The following is a 23898-nucleotide window of genomic DNA, read 5'->3' as shown; positions in this document are numbered from 1 at the left end:
GTTTATGAAATACACTGCTATTATTGCAAGTTTTCTGCTCGCTGTTTTCCCCTCAATATTAAGTGCAACTTCTTTATCTCAGGCAGCTTTATATAGTAAAGGCGCTGAGTATAGCCATGTAAAAATATCACCAAATGGTGATTTTCTCAGCGCATTGACCACCCATGATGGTAAAAAAACCTTAATTATTTTAGAAACTGAAACTAAAAAAATGATTAGTGCGATAAATTTTCCAGGGAATGCTGAAGTCGGAAATTATGAGTGGGTCAACCAAGATAGAATCGTATTGCAAAAAGTCTATCTTAAAGGCTGGACAGATGTTCCCCAGTATTATGGTGAACTTATGGCTGTTAATGCTGACGGCTCGAAAGGAAAATATTTATTTGGCTACAATAGCAGCGAGCAGCAAACTGGTTCAAATATTAAGAGAAATACATCAATTAGAGCCACTGCATATATTTTAGACCCATTACCTGAAAATGATAAGTATATGCTAGTTAATGCAATTCCTTGGGGAAGCGTCACTTCATTGGGCAACGATAGCTTACAACATGTTTACAGAGTCAATGTTAAAACTGGTGTTAGGAGAAAAGTAGCCACATCCCCCATCGGTAACCCAAGCTTTTTAACTGACAATGAAGGCGAAGTTAAATTCGTCTCTGGGGTTAATAAAAACAACGAATTACACACGTTTTATCGACAAGATGGTGATTGGATAAATGCCAATGATCTCAATGTAGGGTTAACTGATTTTCACCCTATTTCATTTGCAGGAAAAGCAAGCACCATTTATGCAGCGGCTAGAGAAAATAATCAAACTGTAAGTATTTATAAAATTGACTTAGTCAGTGGCCAAAAAGAAAAGATCATTAATGATGAAAATGTTGATCCAAGTAACTTTTGGATCAACAAACAGTCTAAACAGCTCTATGCAGTTGAATATGAAGATGGCTATCCAACATATGCTTTCGTTGATCAAAAAGATGATCATACAAAATTACTGAAGCAACTCATTGCATCACTCCCCGGTCATCAAGTGCAAATTATCAGTGAAACAACAGATGCAAAACTATTCGTGATTAAAGCTTTTAACGATAAAAATCCCGGTGACTACTACCTATTTGATACAGAAAAAGTCACATTAGACTATCTCGCATCTGAAAAAGCTGGTTAGATCCTGATGCAATGGCAGAAGTAAAGCCGATAAGCTTCACGAGTCGTGATGGAAAAATTATTTCTGGTTATTTAACTTTACCTGAAGGCAAAGAGGCCAAGAACTTACCGCTAATTGTTAATCCACATGGTGGTCCACATTACGTGCGAGACTGGTGGTCTTTTGATCCCCAAAGTCAATTGCTTGCCAGCCAAGGAATGGCCGTTTTACAAGTTAACTTTCGAGGTTCTGGTGGTTATGGTAAACAGTTCCAACAAGACGGTTATCAAAAATGGGGAGCTGATATTCAATACGACATCATCGATGGTACCAAGTATGTAATTGATCAAGGCTTCGTAGATAAAGACAGAATTTGTATCGTAGGTGCTAGTTTTGGTGGCTACAGTGCACTTCAAAGCGCAATCATTGAACCTGAATTATTCAAATGTGCAATTGGATTTGCTGGTGTCTACGATTTAAAAATGATGTTTGAGGAAGGTGATATACAACAAACAAGTAGCGGCAATAGCTATTTAAAACAAGTCCTTGGAGAAAACATCCAGCAGCTAGAAAACATGTCACCTGCTTTTAATACTGATAAACTGAAAGCAAACATACTACTAGTGCATGGTGGCAATGATGAACGAGCACCGATTGAGCAATTAGAGTCATTAGAAAAAGGGCTGAACCAAAACAAACATCCCTATGAAAAACTCATTATGGATGATGAAGGCCATGGTTTTTATAACGATGACCATAGGGCAAAATATTACGATAAAATGCTGAGTTTTTTAAAAAGTAACCTCAAACTCTAATTCGTCACCTCACCACTAAAGCCGATACTTGACTAAAAAGGTCGGCTTTTTTTATGTCAGTAATATTAATTTGCTTCAAATCACGTTATTATCCCCTCCCTCGTGATACGGCATTTGCAGCAGTATCACGGTTCATAACATACACTCAGTAGTACGCATTACCCCTGTGGTTGGAGGATAAGATGGCATTAAGTGAAGCTGCAATAAAGGTCAAAACAGCACTGACTGAGCAAGGGTTAGAAACCCCGATGCTGCCGCAAACTCATACTCCAGAAGCGCGTAAAGAAAAAATTGAGCATCACATGAAAGAAGTGTTAACGCTAATGGCGTTAGACTTATCAGATGACAGCTTAATGGATACGCCTCGCCGCATTGCTAAAATGTATGTTGATGAGATTTTCTCAGGGCTTGATTATGAGAACTTCCCTAAAATCACTGTCATCGACAATAAGATGGGCGTTGATGAAATGGTTCGGGTGCAAGACATTAGCCTTACCAGCACTTGTGAGCATCACTTAGTGACCATTGATGGCTATGCCACTGTCGCCTATTTGCCTCGCACTAAAATTATCGGTTTATCAAAAATAAACCGCATTGTGCGCTTTTTTGCCCAGCGCCCACAAGTACAAGAAAGACTGACCCAGCAAGTCTTAGTTGCACTGCAAACCTTGCTTGAAACTAAAGATGTTGCCGTTAAAATGGATGCGGTGCATTACTGCGTTAAATCTCGCGGCGTGATGGACTCCACCAGCTCAACCACCACCACGGCATTAGGCGGGATTTTTAAATCAAACCCAGCAACCCGTGCTGAGTTTTTACACCAGTCTAAGTGTTAGTTAGCAATCATTAACCCTGCTCAATGCAAAACAAATACAAAAAAGCCAGACATCAAGTCTGGCTTTTGTTTTTAACGAAGATGGATTAAATACCGTATTGCTCACGGTAAGCGCTCACTGACGCTAACTCTTTTTCCATTCCTGGTTTTTCAGATAAGTAATTGATTAAATCACCTAGCTTAATGATAGATACGATAGCACAGCCAAAGTCACGTTCAACTTCTTGAATCGCTGATAACTCGCCCTTGCCTTTTTCTTGTCTATCAAGTGCGATTAACACACCTGCTAAGCTTGCATCGTGGGCAGCAATGATTTCCATCGACTCACGAATAGCTGTACCGGCGGTAATCACATCATCCACTAACATCACTTTACCCGCAAGCTCGCTACCCACTAACGAGCCACCTTCACCGTGATCTTTTTTCTCTTTACGGTTAAAGCAGTAAGGCACATCTTTATCATGGTGATCGCAAAGCGCTACAACAGTCGTTGTCGCAATAGGGATACCTTTGTAAGCCGGACCAAACACTAAATCGTAGTCAATACCAGAATCAACCAATGCAGCAGCATAAAAACGACCTAAACGTGCTAAATCACGACCCGTATTAAACAAACCCGCATTAAAAAAGTAAGGGCTAGTACGGCCTGATTTTAAGGTGAACTCACCAAAGCGTAATACCTGACGCTCAAGAGCGAATTCAATAAACTCACGTTGATATGCTTTCACATTATCTCCTTAACACTGTTATCTGTTGGGTAATCTTTTTTTGTATTAAATACAGCTTAAAAAAAGGGCCACCTTATTCAAGCAGCCCCTTAATCAAATACGCTTTAGCTTAATGCCGCTTTTTGCGTATCGACAATTTCGCGAATGCCGTGCTTCGCAAGCTCAAGTAAGCTTAATAACTCTTCGTGGCTGAATGGCTCACCTTCGGCAGTGCCTTGGATTTCAATCATCTTGCCAGTTTCAGTCATCACAACGTTCATGTCAGTTTCAGCAGCGCTATCTTCGATATATTCTAAATCGCAGATTGGCTCACCTTTGTAAATACCAACACTAACAGCAGCAATTAAGAACTTAAGCGGGTTAGTTTTTAAAATGCCTTTACCACGCGCCCAGTTTAATGCATCTACTAATGCAACACATGCACCGGTAATTGCAGCAGTACGAGTACCGCCATCAGCTTGAATCACGTCACAATCGATAACAATCGTGTTCTCGCCTAAGGCTTTCATGTCTACCGCAGCACGTAAAGAACGGCCGATTAAACGTTGGATTTCTTGCGTACGACCAGACTGTTTACCACGTGCAGCTTCACGTTGCATGCGGCTATGAGTCGAACGAGGAAGCATACCGTATTCAGCAGTTACCCAGCCTTGGCCTTGGCCTTTAAGAAAACGCGGTACGCCTTCTTCAAAACTTGCGGTACACAAAACTTTAGTGTCACCAAATTCAACCAACACCGAACCTTCAGCGTGAGCTGTAAATTGACGAGTAATCGTAACTGGACGAGATTGTGCTGGTGTTCTGTCGCTTGGACGCATATGCATTTCCTATTGTGTGGAATCAGTGACTAAATTGGGTGTTAAACCTAAGTGTTAAACCTAAGTATTAAGCCTAAGTTTCTAGCTAAGGTCGGGGCATATTATCGTTTGTAGCGCCTTCAAATAGCAGCTAACACGATAAACCCACAACCAACGCTCATAATTGAACAGCATTATAGTGACTTGTTAGCCTTGATGCCACGTCAAACAAAACCCTTATTGGATTTTTATTAACAAAACGGCACACTGGTCAATGGAATGTGACTCATGCTTTAAGGGAAATGATGAAAATAGCCATCTTTGGTGCAGGTTCAACAGGATGTTACTTAGCGGGTGAACTACTCATGGCAAAGCTCGATGTCAGCTTAATTTGTCGCGAGCGTATTAAACGCAGCATTATCGACAACCAAGGTATCACGCTCACAAGCTACCAAGGCTTACATCAAAAAGTCATGCCGAACGCGATGATTACCGAAGTTGACGCTGACACTCCCAGATTCGATTTGATTTTTGTCACCTTAAAATGTCATCAACTTAGCGATATAACTGAGCAACTACTGCAGTTAACCCACCCGCAAAGCACCATAGTATTAATGCAAAATGGCTTGGGCAGTTTAGATGAAGTTAAGCAAGCATTCGCTAACGCCCCAACGCAGCTAAGGCTGCTGTTACAAGGCATTACCCCGTTTAACGTGCTGCAAAAAGAACATGCCACCTTTCATAAAGGCACCGAAGGCCAATTCACTTTTGCCAACACGCCCCATACGCAAGCGATCCAACAAGCAATGCTTTCAGCGAGCTTAAGCTGCACCTTGGTAGAGGATATGGCGCCAATCATTTACGGCAAACTACTGCTTAACCTTAATAATGCACTCAATGCAATTACTGATGTGCCTATTAAGCAGCAACTGAGTCAAAAACAAACCCGTAAATTATTAAGCCTTGCGATGAAAGAATGGCTAAGCGTGTGTCAAAAAGCCCGCTTGCCGTTAGCGCAATTTACCAAAGTAAAACCCCAATGGTTGCCGCTGATATTGTCCTTACCCGACAGCCTATTTACCGTGCTCGCTAAGCAAATGCTTGATATCGACCCACAGGCACGCTCATCCATGTGGGAAGACATACAAGCTAATCGTAAAACCGAAATAGACTATTTAAATCAAGCCGTGGTCAAACTTGGGCAACAACATCAGGTCGCCACCCCCGTTAATGCCGCCATCGTCAGCGCCATTAAGCAGCTTGAACAAGGCCAAAAGATCGATATTGAATCACTCGCTTAATCTGCATAAAAAAGGCCGTGACTTAAATAAGTCACGGCCTTTTTTGTTTTGTCAGTTCTCTTTTGGCAGAACGTTATCGTAAAGCCTTACTTTTGCTTTTTCACAAACGGTAAAATAAGCAAAGCGACACCCACAAGTAAAAACGGAATACTCAATAACTGCCCTGCACTCATGGTCCACTCAGTGGCATAAGCTGCTTGCTTCACTTTCACCATTTCAATCGCCCAACGGGCACTGAATACGCTACATAAGAACAAGCCGAATATCACGCCATGCTTTTCTTTTAGGTTAGTAAACTTGTACACAGCATAAAGCGCGATAAAGATAATTAAGTAGCTAATCGCTTCATACAATTGCGCAGGATGACGCGGCAATAAATCCACACGCTCAAAAATAATGCCCCAAGGTTTAGTGGTCGGCAGACCTAAAATCTCAGAGTTAGCAAAGTTGGCCATACGCACAAAGAAGCCAAATATCGCGGTAGCAATCGCTAATCTATCCAGCAAGAATAAAAACGGCATATCGGTTTTACGCTTGTAGTAATACAGCGCTAAAATCGCCCCTAATCCGCCACCATGGCTGGCTAAGCCGCCTTCCCATATCGCCAAAATCTTCATCGGATTGGCAAAGTAGTAACTCGGATCGTAAAAGAAACAATGGGCCAAACGCGCACCAACAATAATCCCCACCACACAATACATCAGCAAGTTATCTAGCGACTCAACATCCAAGCCCTCTTGCTTGTACATGCGCTTCATTACCTGAAAACCACTGGCAATCGCCAATGCAAATAACGCCCCGTACCAATGTACTTTAAGACCCATAAATGAAATTAATACTGGGTCGAGATTCCACACGAAATGGTCCAATTGCCTACTCCAAAATTTGATAACACCTTAAATCCGCAGATCTAAGTTGGTGATTGAGCCTACTATAAACAATTCACTTAACGAATTCGATGACAAACCCATCGATAACGCCATTTAACAGGCCGAGATAACCCAAAGCGATAAACACTTCAGTGATGTGACCGTGTAAAACGGGTTAAGTTTCGATATTTAAAGTGAATTTACCCTTGTACACTTTGACCTTCAATGCCAGCAGACTATAATCGACAACACACTTGCTGCTAACTATTCAGGGTTCAACCATGATCCAAAGTATGACCGCCTACGCTCGCATTGAGCATAAAGCCGAATGGGGCACTGCCTCTTGGGAAATTCGCTCAGTCAATCAACGCTACTTGGAAACGTACCTACGTTTACCAGAGCAAATGCGTAGCCTTGAGCCAGTATTGCGTGATCGCCTACGTAAGCGCTTAAACCGCGGTAAAGTTGAGGTCAACTTACGTTACGAACTGTCTGAATCTGGCAGCAGCGAAATGCGCCTAAACCAAGACTTAGCCAAGCAGCTGTTAAATGCGACAGAATGGTTAAACAAAGAAGCGCCACACGGCCAAATTAACCTAGTTGATATTCTACGCTGGCCTGGTGTTATGGCAGGTGCAGAACAAGACATGGGCGAAATCAATAAAGATTTACTCGGTGCTTTCGACGGTGCAGTGGCTCAATTTATCGAAGCCCGCGGCCGTGAAGGTGAAGCCATCAACGCCATGCTACAAACTCGCCTCGACCAAATCGTTGAGCAAGTAGCTATTGTTCGCGAGCACATGCCAGCGGTTATGCAATGGCAACGTGACAAGCTAACCAACCGTTTAGCCGAAATCACTGGCGAACTTGATCCAGCACGTATGGAACAAGAAATGGTATTACTTGCACAAAAGATGGATGTTGCAGAGGAAATGGATCGCCTTGACGCACACGTTGCTGAAACGCGCTTAATCCTTAAAAAAGGTGGTGCACAAGGCCGCCGCTTAGACTTCATGATGCAAGAATTCAACCGCGAATCTAACACCCTAGCATCTAAATCAATCAGCGCAGAAGTCACTGCCGCAGCGGTAGAGCTTAAAGTACTGATTGAGCAGATGAGAGAACAGATCCAGAATATTGAGTGATTAGTTTTTACATATATATTCACAAAAACAGCCAGATTTAGTGCCTTATTCAGGTTTTATTCATAAAATATTCAGTGAATTTTATAAAAACCTGCTTTGAGGTGGTGACTTTGGCGGTGACAACTCACCACTTGAAGCAACTGAACTCCTCATTTTACTCACCACATTTTGGTTGAGAATTTGAGGAGAAAATTTGTGAGTAAAACCGATAAATCTAAACAGATTGAAGCACTAGTTTATTCTGGTGATCCTACCTTTCAGAATGTCTATCCAAGTTTATATATCGATGTAAGATCAGTTGGTGTTGCCAACTGGGTTTTCCGTTACCAACTTCGGGGAAGGCGATGTCAGTTCAAAATCGGCAGCTATGGACAAGACCATGAGCAACTATTGGACTTCCCTGACGCGGTTAAAATCGCAATTGATTGCCGCCAAAAGTTAAATGATGGTATCGATCCTAAACTGGAAATGGAGCGCCAAAGCCGCCCTAAGCTCATAACGTTTGACGATTGTGCTCAGAAGTATTTAGCTAAAAAGCGCGAGCAAATTCGAACTGCTTTTGTTTACGAACGAATCTATAACAAAGAGATTAAAGCCCACCTCGGTTATGTTCGGATGGAGCACATTAACAGTTATGATATTGATAACGTTATTCAACGTATCCTAGATACGGGTAGGCCAGCGGTCGCGAACCAAGCCTTGCTTTTAATCAAACGTGTCTTTCGAGTCGCTATTAAGTACAGCGTTATTGTGTCAAATATCGCACAGGAGTTTTCACAAACGGAAGATGCAGGGGGAGCAGATAATAAACGTCAGCGATTTTTAGAGGAGCATGAGATAGAAGCAGCCTTTAGAGTTTTTAGGGAAAACCCTGTGAAGATCACACAGTCGTCCTATATTGCACTATCGTTATTGCTTATGCTGGGTACACGGAAAATGGAGCTGTTATCAGCAAAATGGACGCAAGTTGATATTGAGCGACAGACCTTTAAATTATTTGCAAGTTCAACTAAAACCGATGCTGCACTTGTGATCCCTATTCCTGATCTAGCAGTTCCGCTGTTTCAGGATTTACGAGTGCTGAGTGGCCACTCGGAATATCTTTTTCCTAAGCGTAAAGCGAGTCAATACCCTCATATTGGGCCTGATACCTTGAATGATGCTGTAGCTTGTTTGTTTGGTATTTCATATGGAAAGCGGGATAGAGGTCCTAATCGCATGGAGGAAGCAGGTGTTGAGCACTTTACCTTACATGATTTACGCCGCACTTTTCGCACGTTTCTTTCTAAGCTTGGTGTAAGCCGTGAAGTATCTGAAAAATGCATGAACCATAGTTTAAAAGGCGTCGAGAAAACCTATGATTGCTACGGCTTTTTTCCTGAACGAGTAAAAGCTCTGAACAAACTCAGTGAATATGTTGCGCCTTTACTTAACTATAAGCCTTTAGTTGCTGCTACAGTTGGTTAACTAAATTATAGAGTTCTGCTGAGCAATGCTCAGCGGACAAATATAAGTGCAATAAAACTATATTTGAAAAATAAGTTGCATAAATATATTCTAATTGGGCACATTAACTAGACGGAATCACTGACCTTTGTGCTACCCACTTAAAATTTAACTTAGTTTATATTTAGCAACTTCGTCCAAGCAGATCGAGATTCCATGGGGCGACGGAGATTTTTATGTCTAAATATACTAATTTAGTCAGTAACAATGATCTTTTGGTTTTAAAAGATCTTGCAAATCACACAATCGAAATATTGAACTCAAATATTTCTAGTCTTCAGTTCAAGTTAAATGAAGTGTTAGATGCTATTGCTATCACAATAGACTACCCAAGCTGGGAAGTGCTGAGTGAATTCAGTGAGAAACAGGTAATGTTCACTGATATTTTTCATTTAATTAAAGAGCACTTTCCATCTTGCATCCTTAAGCTAATTCCTTCTGAAGTGAAGCTCACTCGAGAGCATGTAGTCAATATTAGTAAAAAAATATTGTCTAGTTTTTTCCCAAAGAATGCATCATGGATAAGTACTTGGAATCTTGATGAACAAAGTGAAATTAAGCTGTGCTTGCTACCTACAGATGTAGGCAACATTTATGAAGTTGTAGGTTATAAACATGAGCTTGATTTGTTAATAGCCTTGGAGCAAAGAGATGCTCTAGGGGTATCTATAGGGCCTTGTATTGAGATCAATAAAGAAGATGTTGATAGAAGACACAGACCTTATATGCCTTCTTTGCCACTGTATAATTATATTGAACACTATGCTAAAGAGGCTATTTTTGTAGAAAATGATAATTTCCTAGTCTCTCATTTCAATTATATTCATGATAGCCGCTTAAGATTAGATTCAGAAGCAATACAGCTTATCCTTATGAGGGCTTCATTTATGTGTCCGAGAAGTTATGAATTTTACTATGAGTATGATAAAGGGGAACTAGCATTTTATTTTGGTGGGTATCATAGCTACGAATGTATAGGGCGCAAAAAAATCGCTAAGGAAGAGAAGAAAGGAATAAAAGCCCATAGAGAAGGTGAGGCTTTCCAAATTGAGCATTTGTTCATGCACCGATCATTATTGGAAACTTTACAAATAGATCTATCAAATCCTTATCGACACTTTTGTAAAGTTCAAGTTTGTCAGATGTACTCTACTCCCCCTTGTGATCTAAAGAAAAAGCTATTTATTAATGGTAAAGAGTTGCTGAGTATTGTTCAGCAACTCAATTTGCCTTACCGATTGTGTTCACTGAACAGAAAGACTTAAACAATGCGCATCACTAATCCCAATGCTCTTAAGCAGGCACTAGCCAATAACCGACTAGAATCGAAGGTACCTTCTAAAAAGGTCAAAGAGCTTCTAGAGAAAGCTTTGACTGATTCGACTATTACTACTTCTCAAGTTCTAAATTTACTGCGTAATAGCTAATTGTAAATAGTTCACCACTACTAGTGAACTATTGTTGAATTACTACTACAACACCCTATATTCACCACTACTAGTGAATATAATTCATCTTATGACTACTATCTAATTTATTCACTAGTAGTGGTGAATATTTCTTGCTAATGTGACTAGTAGTAATATAATCACTACTAGTGGTGAATTATTGGGTACATATCAATATGGCTAATCGAGTTAAAGTTTCAGACATGCCTAGCTCTGCACACATAGAAGATGCAGTAGTACTAGGTAAGCTAATTAAAGCAAAACGAACAAAGTTGAATATGAAACTGGCAGACTGCGCAGCGCTATGTGGAGTCGGTATAAATACGCTATCACGTATTGAAAACGGCAATGCTAATTGTACTTTGTCCGCTGTCTTTTCGGTTTTACAAGGGTTAGGGATAAAGCTAACAACAAAAGAGCTACTCACTCCGAACGCCAATACTATAGCTGATAACGAGTGGGTCTAACTGATGAATGATAAATTAGATGCCTACAGTCTAAATATAAGATTTGCAGAAAATGTTATCGGTGAACTATCACTGAACAAAGAAACTGGTTTGCCCAAACTAGAATACAATGATTATTGGCAACAAAATGGTTTCGCTATATCGCCAAACCTAACGCTAGATAATAATCACGACAACTCTGTTGCATATAACTTTCTTGATAACGCCTTACCTGAAGGAGAAGCTCGACTACTCCTTGCAGAAAGGGCTGGAGTATCAGAAAAAAATGTTTTCTCACAAATACGTGAAATAGGTGGCGATCTTTCAGGGGCTGTCACCTTTACTTCTGACAGTATTGAACAGAGTGTAAATGAAGCTGAAGAGCCTGCTTTCAGATTACTCACTGAAGATGAGCTTGAAAGGAGACTAGATACTAAAGAAGACATAGGTTTATTAACATGGGATGACAAGCCTAGGCTCAGTGTGGCTGGGGTTCAGGATAAGCTCAACGTCTTCATAAATGAAAATGGCGAAATTGGCTTTGGTGATGGAACGCTATGTTCTACACATATCTTAAAATTTGAAAAGAAAAATTGCCTAAATCTAGTTCTAAACGAATATTTTTGTATGAAGTTATCCGCAGCAGTTGGTTTACCTACTGCTGAAGTCGAGTTTATTCGATTTGGAAAGCACCCAGCGCTTATTGTTCATCGCTTTGATAGAAAATATGTCTCGGAGAAAAAACAAGTGTTGAGGAGGCACGTCATTGACGGATGCCAAGCATTGAACTTGCCTAGGGATTATAAATACGAACGAAATTTGGGAGACAACAGAGATGTATTGCATATAAGAGATGGCGCAAGCCTCCCTAAGTTATTTGAGTTTAGTAAATCAATGTCTTCCCCTGTTGAAAGCGCACAATGGTTAATCAACTGGCAGCTATTCAACTTAATCATTAGTAATTATGATAGTCATGGAAAAAACGTATCACTGTTTTGGAGTAGGGAGAATAGTAGCTTCACTCCTGCTTATGACCTCGTAAATATTGCAATGTTTTCTCAATTTAAGCATGTGTTAGCTATGGCAATGGGAGATGAGTTTGATCCCAATGATATCAATGCCTATCAGCTAGCTGATTTTGCCGAAACTTGTGCAATAGATAAAAAATTACTGGCAAGGTTACTTTCTAATTTAACAAAACAAGTGCTCTCCACCTTAACAGAAGAATCTTTTATTCAAGATCTAATCAAGACCAATGATTTTTCGGCAGAAGAGCAAGTATACATAGGTCAATTGAAAGACAATATTGTATCAAGAGCACAACACCTAAATTCTCAAACTTCAATGATCTCAACAATAGAGGTGTAATGAGTACTTTTACTTGTTTTTAGTATGTACCTATCGATGACCGAATAGGTCCTGTCATTTCATCACTTTGGGTTGAAGTTTGAGGTGTTCCGAATCGGTACGGCAGTTTCACCATTTTGATTCGAAGTTTGAGGTGTTCCGAATCGGTACAGCAGCATCACCAATTTGATTTGAAGTTTGAGGTGTTTCGAATCGGTACGGCAGTTTCACCATTTTGATTCGAAGTTTGAGGTGTTCCGAATCGGTACAGCAGTATCACCAATTTGATTTGAAGTTTGACGTGTTCCGAATCGGTACAGCAGCATCACCAATTTGATTTGAAGTTTGAAGTGTTCCGAATCGGTACAGCAGTACCACCTTTTCATTTGGAGTTTGAAGTGTTCCGAATCGGTACAGCAGCATCACCAATTTGATTTGAAGTTTGAAGTGTTCCGAATCGGTACGGTTACCGTGTCATTTTGAATGAAAGTTGGTGGAGACTTGATCGGACTTAGCCAATGTAAGTTATTTTGGCTTGCTTAATAAGCAAGTTTCGCTGAAGTGCCTTGTGACTTTTTGACAACTACTTTGCCAAATTCGGCGCATGAATTGTCGACTTTGACATACAAATTGCCAAGAATGGCAAACATTTTTATGGGGTATTTTTGACTAAATTTGGTGATTTGAAGAACAAGGCGAATCCTCACCTTACTTTTGTTATATAACTTTATAATTTTATGATCGTTATAATAGTTATAACATAAAAACACATTTTCTTATACAGAAATGTAGTGTTTGCAAGGGCTATAAGCGGATTTTATTTTGAAGGATTTAGAGTTAGGTGGTTAACAAATGATCCTATTTAATATTTACTCTGACAAAATAAAAATATCGATTACGATAAGTTTTGATTTAATTAGTAGCATGCTTTTTGAAATTAAAAATCATTAAGAGATGGATCAAAAGTGTCGGGAATCTCGATATTACTATAATCACCTAATTGAGAGTAAAAGGGGTGAGTTTCAAATGTGTATGATATTGCTTCCTTCTGGTTTTTATCTGTGAATGAGTCAACATTATTTACTAAATCCAATCCCGTTTGAAAGGCATTGCTTTGCTCAGGATCGAGAGAAGGGCATTCTCCTAATAAAGTAATTTTTCGCAAATCCGGATACTTAGTACTTTTGTTCTTCATTTGAAAACTCGCATTAACGCCATACTAGTTAAGCATAGTTAAATAGTACTCTGAACTCAAAAGATGGTTCGGTTATGACTATAATTTAGTACAGTGGCCACTGTGTGAACTTGACGTTTACATACTGTTATAAACCTTCCCACCAATAAAGAACGCTTAAAGTAATACTGTGTTACATCACGGAGTGCTTCAAATTATAAGGTGCAGTTTAATAATTCCTGTGCATTAGTCGATGGATCGGAACAACTGAAATAGTTCCGATCCATTGATATTAACTATAAACTCATTCCTGCACCATTAAATTTCAGCCATTTTTTGGCTTCATCATAGTCTGGCATCACTTTTTCTATCGTGCGCCAAAATTTGGGAGAGTGATTTTTGTCTTCTAAATGCGCAAGTTCATGAACTATAACGTAGTCCAACACACTTAAAGGTAACATGGCACACTTCCAATGAAGGTTTATTGCTCCTTTCGAAGTGCATGACCCCCAGCGGTTTTGTAATTCCATAACTCGAATGCTGGCAGGTTTCAGGTTCATTTTTGGCTGGTAGAGCTTAAGCCTTTCATCTAAACGCTGCTCTAATTTCGTTTTGTAAAAGTTCTTAAAGTGATCAGGGGCATTAGCCACTTCTGAATCTAACAACTTAAATTGCCCATAATGGAAAGTGAGTGGCTCTAATTGGTCCTTCACTAGTTGCAGGCGGTAGTTTCTGCCAAAATATAAGAAACTTTCACCGTTAACATACTCTCGATGGATTCGAGTTCTGTTAAGGTCCTCCCACTCGGCTAGGCTCTTATAAATCCAGCTTCTCTTAGACTCTATGACCTGTTCAATTTTCTCAACATCAAACGATGATGGCGCTATTACTAAAACAGTACCATCACGTTCAATGTAGATACTTGTTGTCTTCCTATCACTTTTCTTTAGTTGGTAGCTGATATCCCTATATGTGCTGACATTTAAAGTATCTGCCACTAATTACCATCCTGCTGTTTTCTATTAGACAAAATATCTAGCTCTCTTCTTTTGGCTAGATTCAATAACTCTGTTGTTACTAGCTCAAATGATTCTTCTAGTGCCGGAATGCCACTCAAAATAAATACTTCTTGGATTTTACCTTCAAGTTCGTCAACCATATTAGGGCGATCCCAGAAGTTTAACCCTTCAATTTTATCAACCATTATTTCTAGTATTCGTTCAACAATACTCTTAACAGGTTCCATCTCACTTGGCTGGCAAGACCCATCAAATGCCAACTCAATGATTAGATCAGTAAACGGATCTCCAGCAGATGAATCATCACCTCTACCTTGGTCAATTTCTTCTCTTAATGTTTCCAAGTGAAGCAGCATCTGATCCCACTGCTCATTGTACTTCTTAAGAATATCATCAAGCTTTTCACTGAAGCGTTTGTACATTACAGGGTCATCAGCTTCATTCACTTTGCAATGTTTACGAATAGCATGTTCCATTTCACTAGCCGCAGCACGATCATCCTTATGCTCTTTTAAGGTAGTAATGAATTTATCTGAGAATAACTCTACAGGTGGCACTTTAGGGTTAATACCTAGGCTAATTAGATGTTCACTAACTAGCTTGCGAACTTTTTCACCTGCACCAGCAATATTGATAGAGTCATCTTTATACCGCTCCCTCGCTTTAGCCTGTAGATGACTAAATTGGTACATAGGTATTTTGTATGGATGTGCCAGCTTGTTTGGCAAAATAATATCCATACTTTGCATGAACTTCTTTAGATAAACATTAAAGCTATCGCGAGTTTTAATATCCTCTAGTGCTTGAATGACTGACTCAGTAACTTTATATCTTTCAATATCTGAAGATAACTTCTGTTGAACGAGACTTTCTATTTGTGAGATATCTTTATCTTCAAATAGTTGAATCAACTGCCTATAACGGCTTTGAAGTACAGGCATTTCAGACTCAACCGATTTAAACGTATCTAAAATATCTTTTTGATCTTTGCCTGAGTATAGCGATAGCGCTTCTTTTAGATTCTCAGTTAACCCTATGTAATCGACAACATACCCAACTGTTTTGCCGGGATATGTTCTATTAACACGGGCTATTGTTTGCAGTAAGTTATGTTCTTTTAGCTTCTTATCGATGTACATAACCTGTTCAATGGGCGCATCAAAACCAGTAAGAAGCATGTCACAAACTATTAAGAAACCGATGCCTGTATCTGGCTTGTCGTAATCAAATTTCTTCTTAAAGTTTTCCACCGCATTACGTTTACGAGACTCGTTTCTAGCAGCAACGAATGAAGCCTTTTCATTGGTTCCATCAGAAGAAATGACAACCATAGCATCTAGAAACTCGACCTGTTTGAGTAGCTCTTTATCCTGTTCTTCAGCAGGTTTTTGCTTTTCCTCTTCTGCCCACTCATTAAGCGCTTTTCTAATAAACGTTTGGTAGTGCAATGCCGCTTGCTTTGAAGAACAAACAACCTGAGCTTTATAGCCACTAGGCAATACTTTTTGTATATAATGCTTAACAAGGTCGTTAGATATTTCTTCAATACGATCTTCTGCTTCTAATATATCGCCAGTTGCACCATACTTTTTGCGTATTGCAGCTATTTCTTCTTCGGTTCTGTCTTTAAACAAGTTTTCAAACTTTGTATCAAAACCATGTTTATCATAAATTGCTGAATCGGCTGTTTTACCCTCATACAATATTTGCAGAGTAGCACCATCATCTACAGCATCTTGAAGCTTGTATTCATCAATATATGGTTCATCAGGGTTATTGCCAAAGCGCTTCCAAGTTGGATCGTTATGATGGTCGGCAATTAAAGGAGTGCCAGTAAAAGCCAAGCGAGTTGCATTAGGGAATGCATCGAACATATTGTCCGACAAACTAGCTTTATCTTGCCCTGTTTTCTGTGTTCGGTGTGCTTCATCAATCATGATAAGCACTTTCTCTGATGAATTAACCTCACCAAAGCTTTCAAATAGCTTCACAACATTGTCTTTGTCAGCTTCAGAAGAATACTCAGAAGAGGGTTCTGCAACAGATTTACCCAAAGCTTCATTTAAATAGTCTGGCGTATTGCTGTTATCTGCTTCTCTAAATTTATGCACCATCACCATATTCAGAGTTGAGCGATCATCACACAGCTCTGTTTTAACTTCATCACTGCTAGAAATGCGATAAACCTTTTCGCCTGTTAAATCAGCCGTTTCACCAAGCTGTTTGTCTAGGTCTTTACGGTCATTAACCATCAATACTTTGTAATCTTTCAAGTCTTCGGTACTACGCATTTTGCGTACTAAAAAGACCATTGTTAAAGACTTGCCGCTACCTTGTGTATGCCAAACGACACCAGAGCGTTCATCACTTGTCTCGCCAGTTCTAATTCGTTGAATAATCTTATTAACAGCACGATATTGTTGATAACGAGCAACAACCTTTATGCGTTGCTTTCCTGCATCCATGAATAATGTAAAGTTATTCGTAATGTCTATCAGGTTTCTGGGGTGCAACATACCTTGAACAAGGGTTTCTTGTTTACGATGCTTCCCTGTCTTGGGATCTACATAAGGAGTATCATCTGGGTAAATTGTCTTCCAATTAAAATAATACTCTTCTGTTGATGTAACTGTACCGAACTTGGCGTTGTCACCATATGTGCCAACCATTAATTGATTGGTATAAAAAAGTTTTTCTTCACCTTCAATCAGTTGAGAGCCTTCCGGCTCCCTTAGATCGGCATATCGCCTTAATTGCTCTATTGCTTGATTCATTGGGTCTGATGTAAAGCTATTTACATCTTTACACTCAATAACAACCAGCGGAAGGCCGTTAACAAACAATACAACATCAGGAATGATGCATTCTTTAACGCCAGCAGGGGTATCAATACGAAACTGATTTATTGCAACAAATCGGTTGGCCTTCCAATTATCAAAATCAATAATCTTAACCGTAGGGTTCTGCTCACCAGTTACGGTGTTCTCATCTACCTGCCATTTTTTGATTCGCTCCATAAACTCTTGATTGTTTTCAAGCAGGCTCTTAACACCAAAATCAGTGAAGTCTTCATACAGGCCATCTATTTGTGAATCAGTTAACCAACATTGGCCATCAATAGTGTTAAGTGTGCTTATCGCCTTTGTAAACTCTCTCTGGATAACACATTCTCTGAAATGTTCTCGATAACTAATGCTAGGATCTTTAGGTATCACACTAGAGGAATGCTCAATAACTTGCCATCCCATAGCTGCTAGTTGATTTAGTAGAGGCTTTTCTACAAATTGATATTCAGACATTAAACCTCTCCCACTGGTTCTGGTACTAGCTCATAAAACACGAATTCTAAAAAGCTAGAAATTGTAGTCCTTTGATTTTCTATATCGTCATCCACCCAAACATGATGTTCAGGGTTAAGCTCTTCGCGCCAATCATGCAATTGCTTTGCAATATCTTGCGATACTATTTTTTCTTCGCTCAACGCATCAATCCGCTTACTTAACGATTCATTAGTAATTTGTTTTTTACGTATCTGTTTCGAAAATCTCAAACTTAAAACTTCTTCAAGATAAACACGTGGCTTACAGCTTAATTTATCGGTATTTCGTTCAACAAAATCAATTAACTCTTCAGTGTTCAAATGGTGAGCTGATTTTACAAAGGCATCTTTGTTTCCAACTTCAAGATATGAGCCTTGAGCATTTTTCTTAATTTCGATTAGAGCAATATCATTCTTTGAGAATCCATGTACCTTTAAAAAGTTCGCGACTCCATCCTTGAAGTGGCTAAGCATTATTACTTGTTGGCACTTATCCGCCAATTTCACTAGCTTGCTATGCGTTTGCCCAACTCTGTTTTCATCAAATGAGGTAACAGGGTCATCAAAAACAATTATTGTTTTTGCTAAGGTTTTGTCTTCAAGAGAGTCTAGCGATGCGAGAAAAATTGATAAACCAAGAGATCGTCTATCAGATTCACTAAAAATTTTATCTAAATCATTCTCGGCAATATCAGCGCCTTTAAACTTTACTTTAAAGCTATAAATAGGTTTGTTACCAAGTGGCTCATGCTTATATTCAAGCTTAAAGTCTCTACTTCCTAAATCATTAAAATGTTTATTAATTTTAGTGAAATACTGTTTTAGGAAGGCGCTTTGTTCGTTCCGAAGCGATTCTTTTAGCTTTGGAATATCTTCCACAAGATCGCTTATGTTTTTTGACAAAGCCATGTGGTTTATACAAGCGTCATTCTTTTCATATCGCTCAACCTTTAACGCTAAGCCTGTGCCTTGTAGTTTAAGGTGTTCAAGAGCTTTTTCAATTTGGTCTCCTTCAAATCTAGCTTTGAATTCGTTGGCTCTTTTATTAAAGGTTTGGTAATCAGAGTTCAGATCTGCAACATCACTAGATATATTTTTAATAAGAAGTTCAAACTGAGCTGTATCTACAACTTCAAATGATTTTTTAGGGTCGGCTAGCTTAGTTTCAATCCTGACATTAAACTCCCCAATAATTTGAACAGCTAATAGGTTTAGCTCATCAAGCTTCTTTTGAATTGAGTCATGTGACTTTTCGATATTCGAAATTACTTCAGGAATTTCATCAACACTACTAAGCTCTGGGTAACTATCAATGACTAAACCTGCCTTTTGGATTGAAGATATTAACTGTTCAATCCAGTATTTCGTCAATAAAGGGTGATGTTGCGCGACAGTAGACTTAACATACCCTTCGTGCCTAGCAAATTGATCATCAAAACATTGTCGATACAGATCCAGTAACTCATTTGCTTGTGGTGTAATAGCCTGCCCACAAAAATGGCAGTTATCACCATCAAGTAAACTTAAGCCTTGTTTAATCCATTGTTCAGCACCTTCAGGCTTAACAAAGTGTTTTTCAATATGACGATTTAATTCTGCTTTGGCTGCCTCATGTGGGTTGTCTAGCCCGGTTTTTAGTACAGTGTTAATTGCCGTTACCGCTTCACTAAAATCTGTAGCCACTTTAAGCGGAAATAGATTCTTTCTTTCCCTAATCGCCTTACTTGCTTTCTTTTGTGAGTTAAGCAAAGCATATTCTTCACGTTTTTTATCTAGCTCTTCTTTGGTAGCGTCTATATCCGCAATTACTGGTTCAGCTATAAAGGATTTTAAGTCATCAACTTTTGAAAACTCGCTTTGAACTAACTTTTTGAGATCTGACTTCTTCTCTTTTAATTCTTTATTTTTCGCTGCTATGTTTTCTGCTTTAACAACCCCTTGTGAACCCAAAATAAAGTCGCTAAAACTCTCTTTGGTATTGCGCGTTAGTGTGCGACCCAAGAAAACATTTTGGTGATAAAAAGCATCATCATAAACAGCAAGTCTTAAGTGACCGGGCAACTTATTTTTCCAGTCATCATTGTTAAAAATTGCTTTTACTTCTTTTTTGCCATCAGCATCTAAAAAATTCAGTTCTATCTTTTGTGCTAACCCATCATCAGGAATGCTCTTACGGGCGCTCAGGGTAGCAGATTCAACAGATTTGAGAGATGAAAAAATATCGCCCAAAGTGCTTTTCCCGTATGTATTTCTACCATACACGAGCGTAAGCTTTTCAAACTGGCTTTGGCGACCATTGCAGTCTTTATAGGTGCCAATATTTTTTATTGTGGAAATCCGTTTTAACAAAACAACTCCTTAACTGGCTAAGTTAAACATAATCAGCCGTTATAAATTCACGCTTAATCACATATTTTCTAAAGTAATTACGAAGGATAATACTTTGCTCTGTAGACATATATTTATCAACTGTCCATTGGGTAATGGCTATTGGCATGCTCAGCATCATATTCGTAACTTTCAGCGACACCTCTTATAGTGCTCGCTAAGTTTACAAAGCCATATTCTTCAAGCGCCTTAGCTTTTTCTCTATAACCTTCAGCAATTTTTCTTTCTGTATCACCTGAGGGGTCAACTGTATATACACCTCTAGAGTTACGAATACCTGTAGCAAACCCTCTGCGCATAACTTCTCTATCTTGAATATCAAGCATTTCAGCTATCGCAGTATTAATCCACAGGCCACTTTCATCACATGGGGAAGTTGATAAAGCTTCGCCAATTACCGATAGTGTTACATCATATCTATCAACCTCTTCTGCTATTCTTAAGGTTTCTGAAATCCAGCTATTAAAGCTACCTTCTTTGTAATCTTTACCACCAAATTCTGGCATAACTCTCCAATTGTATAACAACTGCCATACACGCTTGGCTACATCAGGAGAGACCTCTTGTTCTTGATCTTCTTCGGAAGGGGTTTTTCTCTTGTACACCAATGATATGAGTTCACAGAGAAAACTAGGTTCTGACTCCATTTTTAGTTGGATAGCCCTAGGTGAGTTTTTATCGCCTTTTGAAAAAAGTTCTAAATAAGCCCACTCAATAGAGAACAATGCATTCATATCCAAATCATCTTGTTTGTACAAGAATTCCAAGAAGTCCATGATCTGATATGAAGATATTGAAACAGGTATCTCTTTCGAGGTTGTAGATTCTTTCAATGCTTGAATAACAATATCAGAGGGTAAATTTTCATCCTTATTTCGAACCATGTACAACATATCTAATGCTGCTAATGGCCTATTGTTTTTCATTAATACACGAGCGGCATTGACAATATTTTCTTCATATAATGGCATCACACTAACTTCATCCCAATACATCGAAGAATTTTCACCAAGTAACTCATCCGCTTTCGACCAAACAGGCTCAACAAACGGTAGATATTTAAAATATTTTGCAACTTGCTTATCACTCCAAGATGAAGCGTCAACTTGACTTAAAGCGCGTTCAGAGAACTTCAAATAAAGGTTTACAGCTAATCTACTTACAAAAAACTGCACACTACCTTCTAATTCGATAAATGCTGGAAATATAGCAGCTAAATCATCATCAGATGCCAATTCAGAAAACACCAAACCTACTTTATCAGCGTGTTCAACTTGTTCGCAAAATAACATCAGGTTATCAAGACCTCCATCGGCATAAATAGCGGCTAGTAACTTCTCTCGTTCTTCTTGCAAGCGTTTCTGCTGGACATCCCAATCGCCAACGTTTTCATATAAGTCATAATCTCGATTACCAAATAGTCTTTTCCCTTTTTCAAATAAGTTTTCAGGTTCGATACTGTTAGCAATACCCTCTATAACTAATATTCTTTCTTCCGGAAGAGACCATGCTGAATCAGAAAATTTTCTATGCCGATTTATTAGAAACATTAGCTCTTCCCAAATTGGACGCTTTATCTCATCAGGCTGAGTAGGTAAAAAGTTGCTCATATTTGCAACCAAAGCTTCCAATACATCAGGAGGTAACTTATCCAAATGCTTAACAATTTCCTTGAGCGTACTAATGTCGTTGCCATAAGCCTCAATCAATAACATGGAAAAAGTATTCGTAGCTTGATGGAACGAATCTCTCGAAATACCTTTTTCCCAAGTATCAGGAATAATATTTCTCCAAGCGGGTTTATATGTACCTGTAGTATTGGAAACTTGATCAGGTAAAAGTTTTATTAATAGCTTAAACGCTGTTTCAGGGTTATTTCTTACCAATGCTTTAATGGAGATAAGTTGACGTTCTAAGCTTGATAGGTTGTGAGGTAACCAAGGAAGAAAAATATCAACCAGTGAATTCAATGGTCTATTAGACCATTGTCCACCGGGGTCTTTACTATCAAGTTGACCAAACAAGTGTACGACTCTAACTAAGAGTTCATCATCCCAAGCTAGACCTTCTAACGCCCAGTAAACACCTGTTAACTGATTACTACCGAATGCACCACTTCCTTCTTGTTCAAACAGCTCTGTCAACGTATCGCAATTCGCTAAAACTTCAATGGCACTCATAAATTCATTTGGTGCAGCCTCTGAAAGATTTGGGAGGAGAGAGTTAAGGCTGGCCCATTTTTGCCAATTTTGTTCCGCAAAAAGCTGTCTGATACAAAGAACAACTTTCGTATTAATATGACCAACACTGCAATGTTCAAATGCATCAGTATTGTTAGCCAAGATAGCGAGACTTTCAGAAAGAGCTTCTCTAATGTGATTAGAATGAGTTAATTTTTTATCCCATACTCCTGCGGCATAACGTAGCTCCTTTTCTAGCTCATACTGAGGGTCTACCTCTGATAAAACATTTGTTAAATTATCAATAAAAAGGCTGATGTGTTCATCTAAGTATACTGACGCAAACTCTAGCATTTGTTCATTGCGATTGTTTACTTTCCAAATTTTGTTCTTTAATGAGATCCTATCTTTATCTTCTAAAAGAACTCCATGAACCTTTTTGATCCAAACCTTATAGCTTTCTTGAGATATCAGTTCAATAAATGCTATATCCTCTGCATTGGACTCATTCCATTTACCAACTAATATAGCTTGGCAAAACGCCAAAACATTTTCGGTAGTTTTCCAATGATTTGTTGGTACAGTTTTAAACTCATTTTTTATTTCTGAAGGAACACTTTTTACTTCTAATGTTTTAAATGACTCAACGATTTCATCGGGTAAGCCATCCAGTGTAATTTCTCCTGCACTTTGATTTTTTCTTGAACTTCTAACAACAACTGTGCCCAGATACCATTTGCTTTCTCTGGCGCATATTGGTGAATTAATGTTCTCAATAAACAGATATTTACACCATCTTTAAAGTCCAAGTCGAAGCTTAATAGGTAGAAACTTTTCAAAAACAACCATAACTTTTTGTCAGAAACGGTTGTACCTGCGCATTTATCAACCTGAGTTCTTATTATTTTCAACTTTTCACGTTTATTATTACTGCTAAAACGGGCTAACTGAATTTGTTTAAAGAAATCGACTTCGCTATTATTTCTAGCCCAATCTAGGACTTCCCTCACTTCAAGATCTGTGCCCTTTAAAGGCCCTGTAACTAACGCAATCTTGTCTAATGACTGATCAAAGACTTCTGGGTTATTAAAGTCCCTCCAAGCAGCAGCAATAACTTCAATAAACGTCTTGTTATTCGTGATTGCAATATCATGCTTCACTTGGCCTAATAACTTTGCAGCTCTCGTACCATTTGATGCTGTTACAATAAAGTCATCGACATTGTAGCCATGATGTTTTCCTTGTACTTGCACTTTAGTAATTGGCCAACTAGGTAAACCCGGTGCAAATCCATTTGTTAACATAAGTACAACAAATGATGTTTGAACTTTATTCTCAAAATTAATACCGCCACCACCTGTAGAAAATGGTGGTGCAACTATTTTTTCCCTGTACGGGTCTTTCTTCGGTACTGCCGTCATGTAAAAC

General features: G+C 38.9%; 16 protein-coding genes and 1 pseudogene. 8 read left to right on the top strand and 9 right to left on the bottom strand.

Annotated elements, in window-relative coordinates; translation table 11 throughout:
* Nucleotides 1-4: 4 nt before the first annotated feature.
* Together ACGEDC_RS10360 and folE are read left to right on the top strand one after the other, a co-directional pair.
* Nucleotides 5-1968, top strand: a pseudogene (locus tag ACGEDC_RS10360) (alpha/beta hydrolase family protein).
* A gap of 182 nt (nt 1969-2150) precedes the next feature.
* Complete coding sequence (gene folE / locus ACGEDC_RS10355; protein WP_055025231.1) at nt 2151-2804, top strand: GTP cyclohydrolase I FolE; 654 nt, start codon at nt 2151-2153, stop codon at nt 2802-2804.
* 85 nt (nt 2805-2889) lie between these two features.
* Here the strand turns inward: folE and pyrE are convergent, their stop codons facing one another.
* Nucleotides 2890-3531, bottom strand: coding sequence for an orotate phosphoribosyltransferase (pyrE, locus tag ACGEDC_RS10350; protein WP_065110096.1), 642 nt, complete (start codon nt 3529-3531; stop codon nt 2890-2892).
* Nucleotides 3532-3635: 104 nt separating this feature from the next.
* Nucleotides 3636-4349 carry a ribonuclease PH gene (gene rph / locus ACGEDC_RS10345; protein WP_055025233.1) on the bottom strand — a complete coding sequence of 238 codons (714 nt, stop codon included), beginning with the start codon at nt 4347-4349 and terminating at the stop codon, nt 3636-3638.
* 281 nt (nt 4350-4630) lie between these two features.
* Between rph and ACGEDC_RS10340 the strand changes: the two genes are divergently transcribed.
* Nucleotides 4631-5629, top strand: coding sequence for a 2-dehydropantoate 2-reductase (locus ACGEDC_RS10340; RefSeq protein ID WP_394498084.1), 999 nt, complete (start codon nt 4631-4633; stop codon nt 5627-5629).
* A gap of 86 nt (nt 5630-5715) precedes the next feature.
* Here ACGEDC_RS10340 and lgt read toward each other — a convergent pair whose 3' ends face one another.
* Complete coding sequence (gene lgt, locus ACGEDC_RS10335; RefSeq protein WP_394498081.1) at nt 5716-6498, bottom strand: prolipoprotein diacylglyceryl transferase; 783 nt, start codon at nt 6496-6498, stop codon at nt 5716-5718.
* Between the two features lie 281 nt (nt 6499-6779).
* Between lgt and ACGEDC_RS10330 the strand changes: the two genes are divergently transcribed.
* From ACGEDC_RS10330 to ACGEDC_RS10310, 5 genes are all read left to right on the top strand, one after another.
* Entirely contained in the window at nt 6780-7643 is an 864-nt protein-coding gene (locus tag ACGEDC_RS10330) for a YicC/YloC family endoribonuclease (RefSeq protein WP_394498079.1), read from the top strand.
* A gap of 195 nt (nt 7644-7838) precedes the next feature.
* Complete coding sequence (locus ACGEDC_RS10325) at nt 7839-9110, top strand: tyrosine-type recombinase/integrase (RefSeq protein ID WP_394498077.1); 1272 nt, start codon at nt 7839-7841, stop codon at nt 9108-9110.
* 215 nt (nt 9111-9325) lie between these two features.
* Nucleotides 9326-10414, top strand: a complete 1089-nt coding sequence (locus ACGEDC_RS10320) for a hypothetical protein (RefSeq protein WP_394498075.1) — start codon at nt 9326-9328, stop codon at nt 10412-10414.
* 359 nt (nt 10415-10773) lie between these two features.
* Nucleotides 10774-11064 carry a helix-turn-helix domain-containing protein gene (locus tag ACGEDC_RS10315; protein ID WP_394498073.1) on the top strand — a complete coding sequence of 97 codons (291 nt, stop codon included), beginning with the start codon at nt 10774-10776 and terminating at the stop codon, nt 11062-11064.
* 3 nt (nt 11065-11067) lie between these two features.
* Complete coding sequence (locus ACGEDC_RS10310) at nt 11068-12411, top strand: HipA domain-containing protein (protein ID WP_394498071.1); 1344 nt, start codon at nt 11068-11070, stop codon at nt 12409-12411.
* 916 nt (nt 12412-13327) lie between these two features.
* On the opposite strand, the gene ACGEDC_RS10305 is transcribed toward ACGEDC_RS10310, so the two are convergent.
* The 6 genes from ACGEDC_RS10305 to ACGEDC_RS10280 all read right to left on the bottom strand — a co-directional run bounded on the left by ACGEDC_RS10305 (nt 13328) and on the right by ACGEDC_RS10280 (nt 23891).
* Nucleotides 13328-13585, bottom strand: coding sequence for a hypothetical protein (locus ACGEDC_RS10305; protein WP_394498069.1), 258 nt, complete (start codon nt 13583-13585; stop codon nt 13328-13330).
* Between the two features lie 275 nt (nt 13586-13860).
* Nucleotides 13861-14562 (bottom strand): M48 family metallopeptidase, encoded by a 702-nt coding sequence (locus tag ACGEDC_RS10300; RefSeq protein ID WP_394498067.1) that lies wholly within the window; start codon nt 14560-14562, stop codon nt 13861-13863.
* Complete coding sequence (locus ACGEDC_RS10295) at nt 14562-17882, bottom strand: type I restriction endonuclease subunit R (RefSeq protein ID WP_394498064.1); 3321 nt, start codon at nt 17880-17882, stop codon at nt 14562-14564. Before ACGEDC_RS10295 ends, ACGEDC_RS10300 begins: the two co-directional genes overlap by 1 nt.
* Nucleotides 17882-20251, bottom strand: a complete 2370-nt coding sequence (locus ACGEDC_RS10290) for an AAA family ATPase (protein WP_394498062.1) — start codon at nt 20249-20251, stop codon at nt 17882-17884. The genes ACGEDC_RS10295 and ACGEDC_RS10290 overlap by 1 nt, the downstream gene beginning before the upstream one ends.
* Before the next feature lie 116 nt (nt 20252-20367).
* Nucleotides 20368-23016: a hypothetical protein gene (locus tag ACGEDC_RS10285; RefSeq protein WP_394498060.1), complete on the bottom strand. Its 2649-nt coding sequence runs from the start codon at nt 23014-23016 to the stop codon at nt 20368-20370.
* An 80-nt stretch (nt 23017-23096) separates the two neighbouring features.
* Complete coding sequence (locus tag ACGEDC_RS10280) at nt 23097-23891, bottom strand: hypothetical protein (RefSeq protein ID WP_394498058.1); 795 nt, start codon at nt 23889-23891, stop codon at nt 23097-23099.
* Nucleotides 23892-23898: the final 7 nt, after the last annotated feature.

The organism is Shewanella sp. ENK2 (assembly GCF_043568515.1).
Classification (GTDB): Bacteria; Pseudomonadota; Gammaproteobacteria; order Enterobacterales; family Shewanellaceae; genus Shewanella; species Shewanella japonica.
The sequence above is the reverse complement of the archived record's forward strand: the minus strand, read 5'-3'. Positions and strand labels throughout refer to the sequence as shown.

Coding starts and splice junctions, on each gene's coding strand:
- folE (WP_055025231.1), top strand. CDS start 2,151: ATGGCATTAAGTGAAGCTGCAATAAAGGTCAAAACAGCACTGACTGAG.
- rph (WP_055025233.1), bottom strand. CDS start 4,349: ATGCGTCCAAGCGACAGAACACCAGCACAATCTCGTCCAGTTACGATT.
- ACGEDC_RS10340 (WP_394498084.1), top strand. CDS start 4,631: ATGATGAAAATAGCCATCTTTGGTGCAGGTTCAACAGGATGTTACTTA.
- ACGEDC_RS10330 (WP_394498079.1), top strand. CDS start 6,780: ATGATCCAAAGTATGACCGCCTACGCTCGCATTGAGCATAAAGCCGAA.
- ACGEDC_RS10320 (WP_394498075.1), top strand. CDS start 9,326: ATGTCTAAATATACTAATTTAGTCAGTAACAATGATCTTTTGGTTTTA.
- ACGEDC_RS10315 (WP_394498073.1), top strand. CDS start 10,774: ATGGCTAATCGAGTTAAAGTTTCAGACATGCCTAGCTCTGCACACATA.
- ACGEDC_RS10310 (WP_394498071.1), top strand. CDS start 11,068: ATGAATGATAAATTAGATGCCTACAGTCTAAATATAAGATTTGCAGAA.
- ACGEDC_RS10305 (WP_394498069.1), bottom strand. CDS start 13,585: ATGAAGAACAAAAGTACTAAGTATCCGGATTTGCGAAAAATTACTTTA.
- ACGEDC_RS10295 (WP_394498064.1), bottom strand. CDS start 17,882: ATGTCTGAATATCAATTTGTAGAAAAGCCTCTACTAAATCAACTAGCA.
- ACGEDC_RS10280 (WP_394498058.1), bottom strand. CDS start 23,891: ATGACGGCAGTACCGAAGAAAGACCCGTACAGGGAAAAAATAGTTGCA.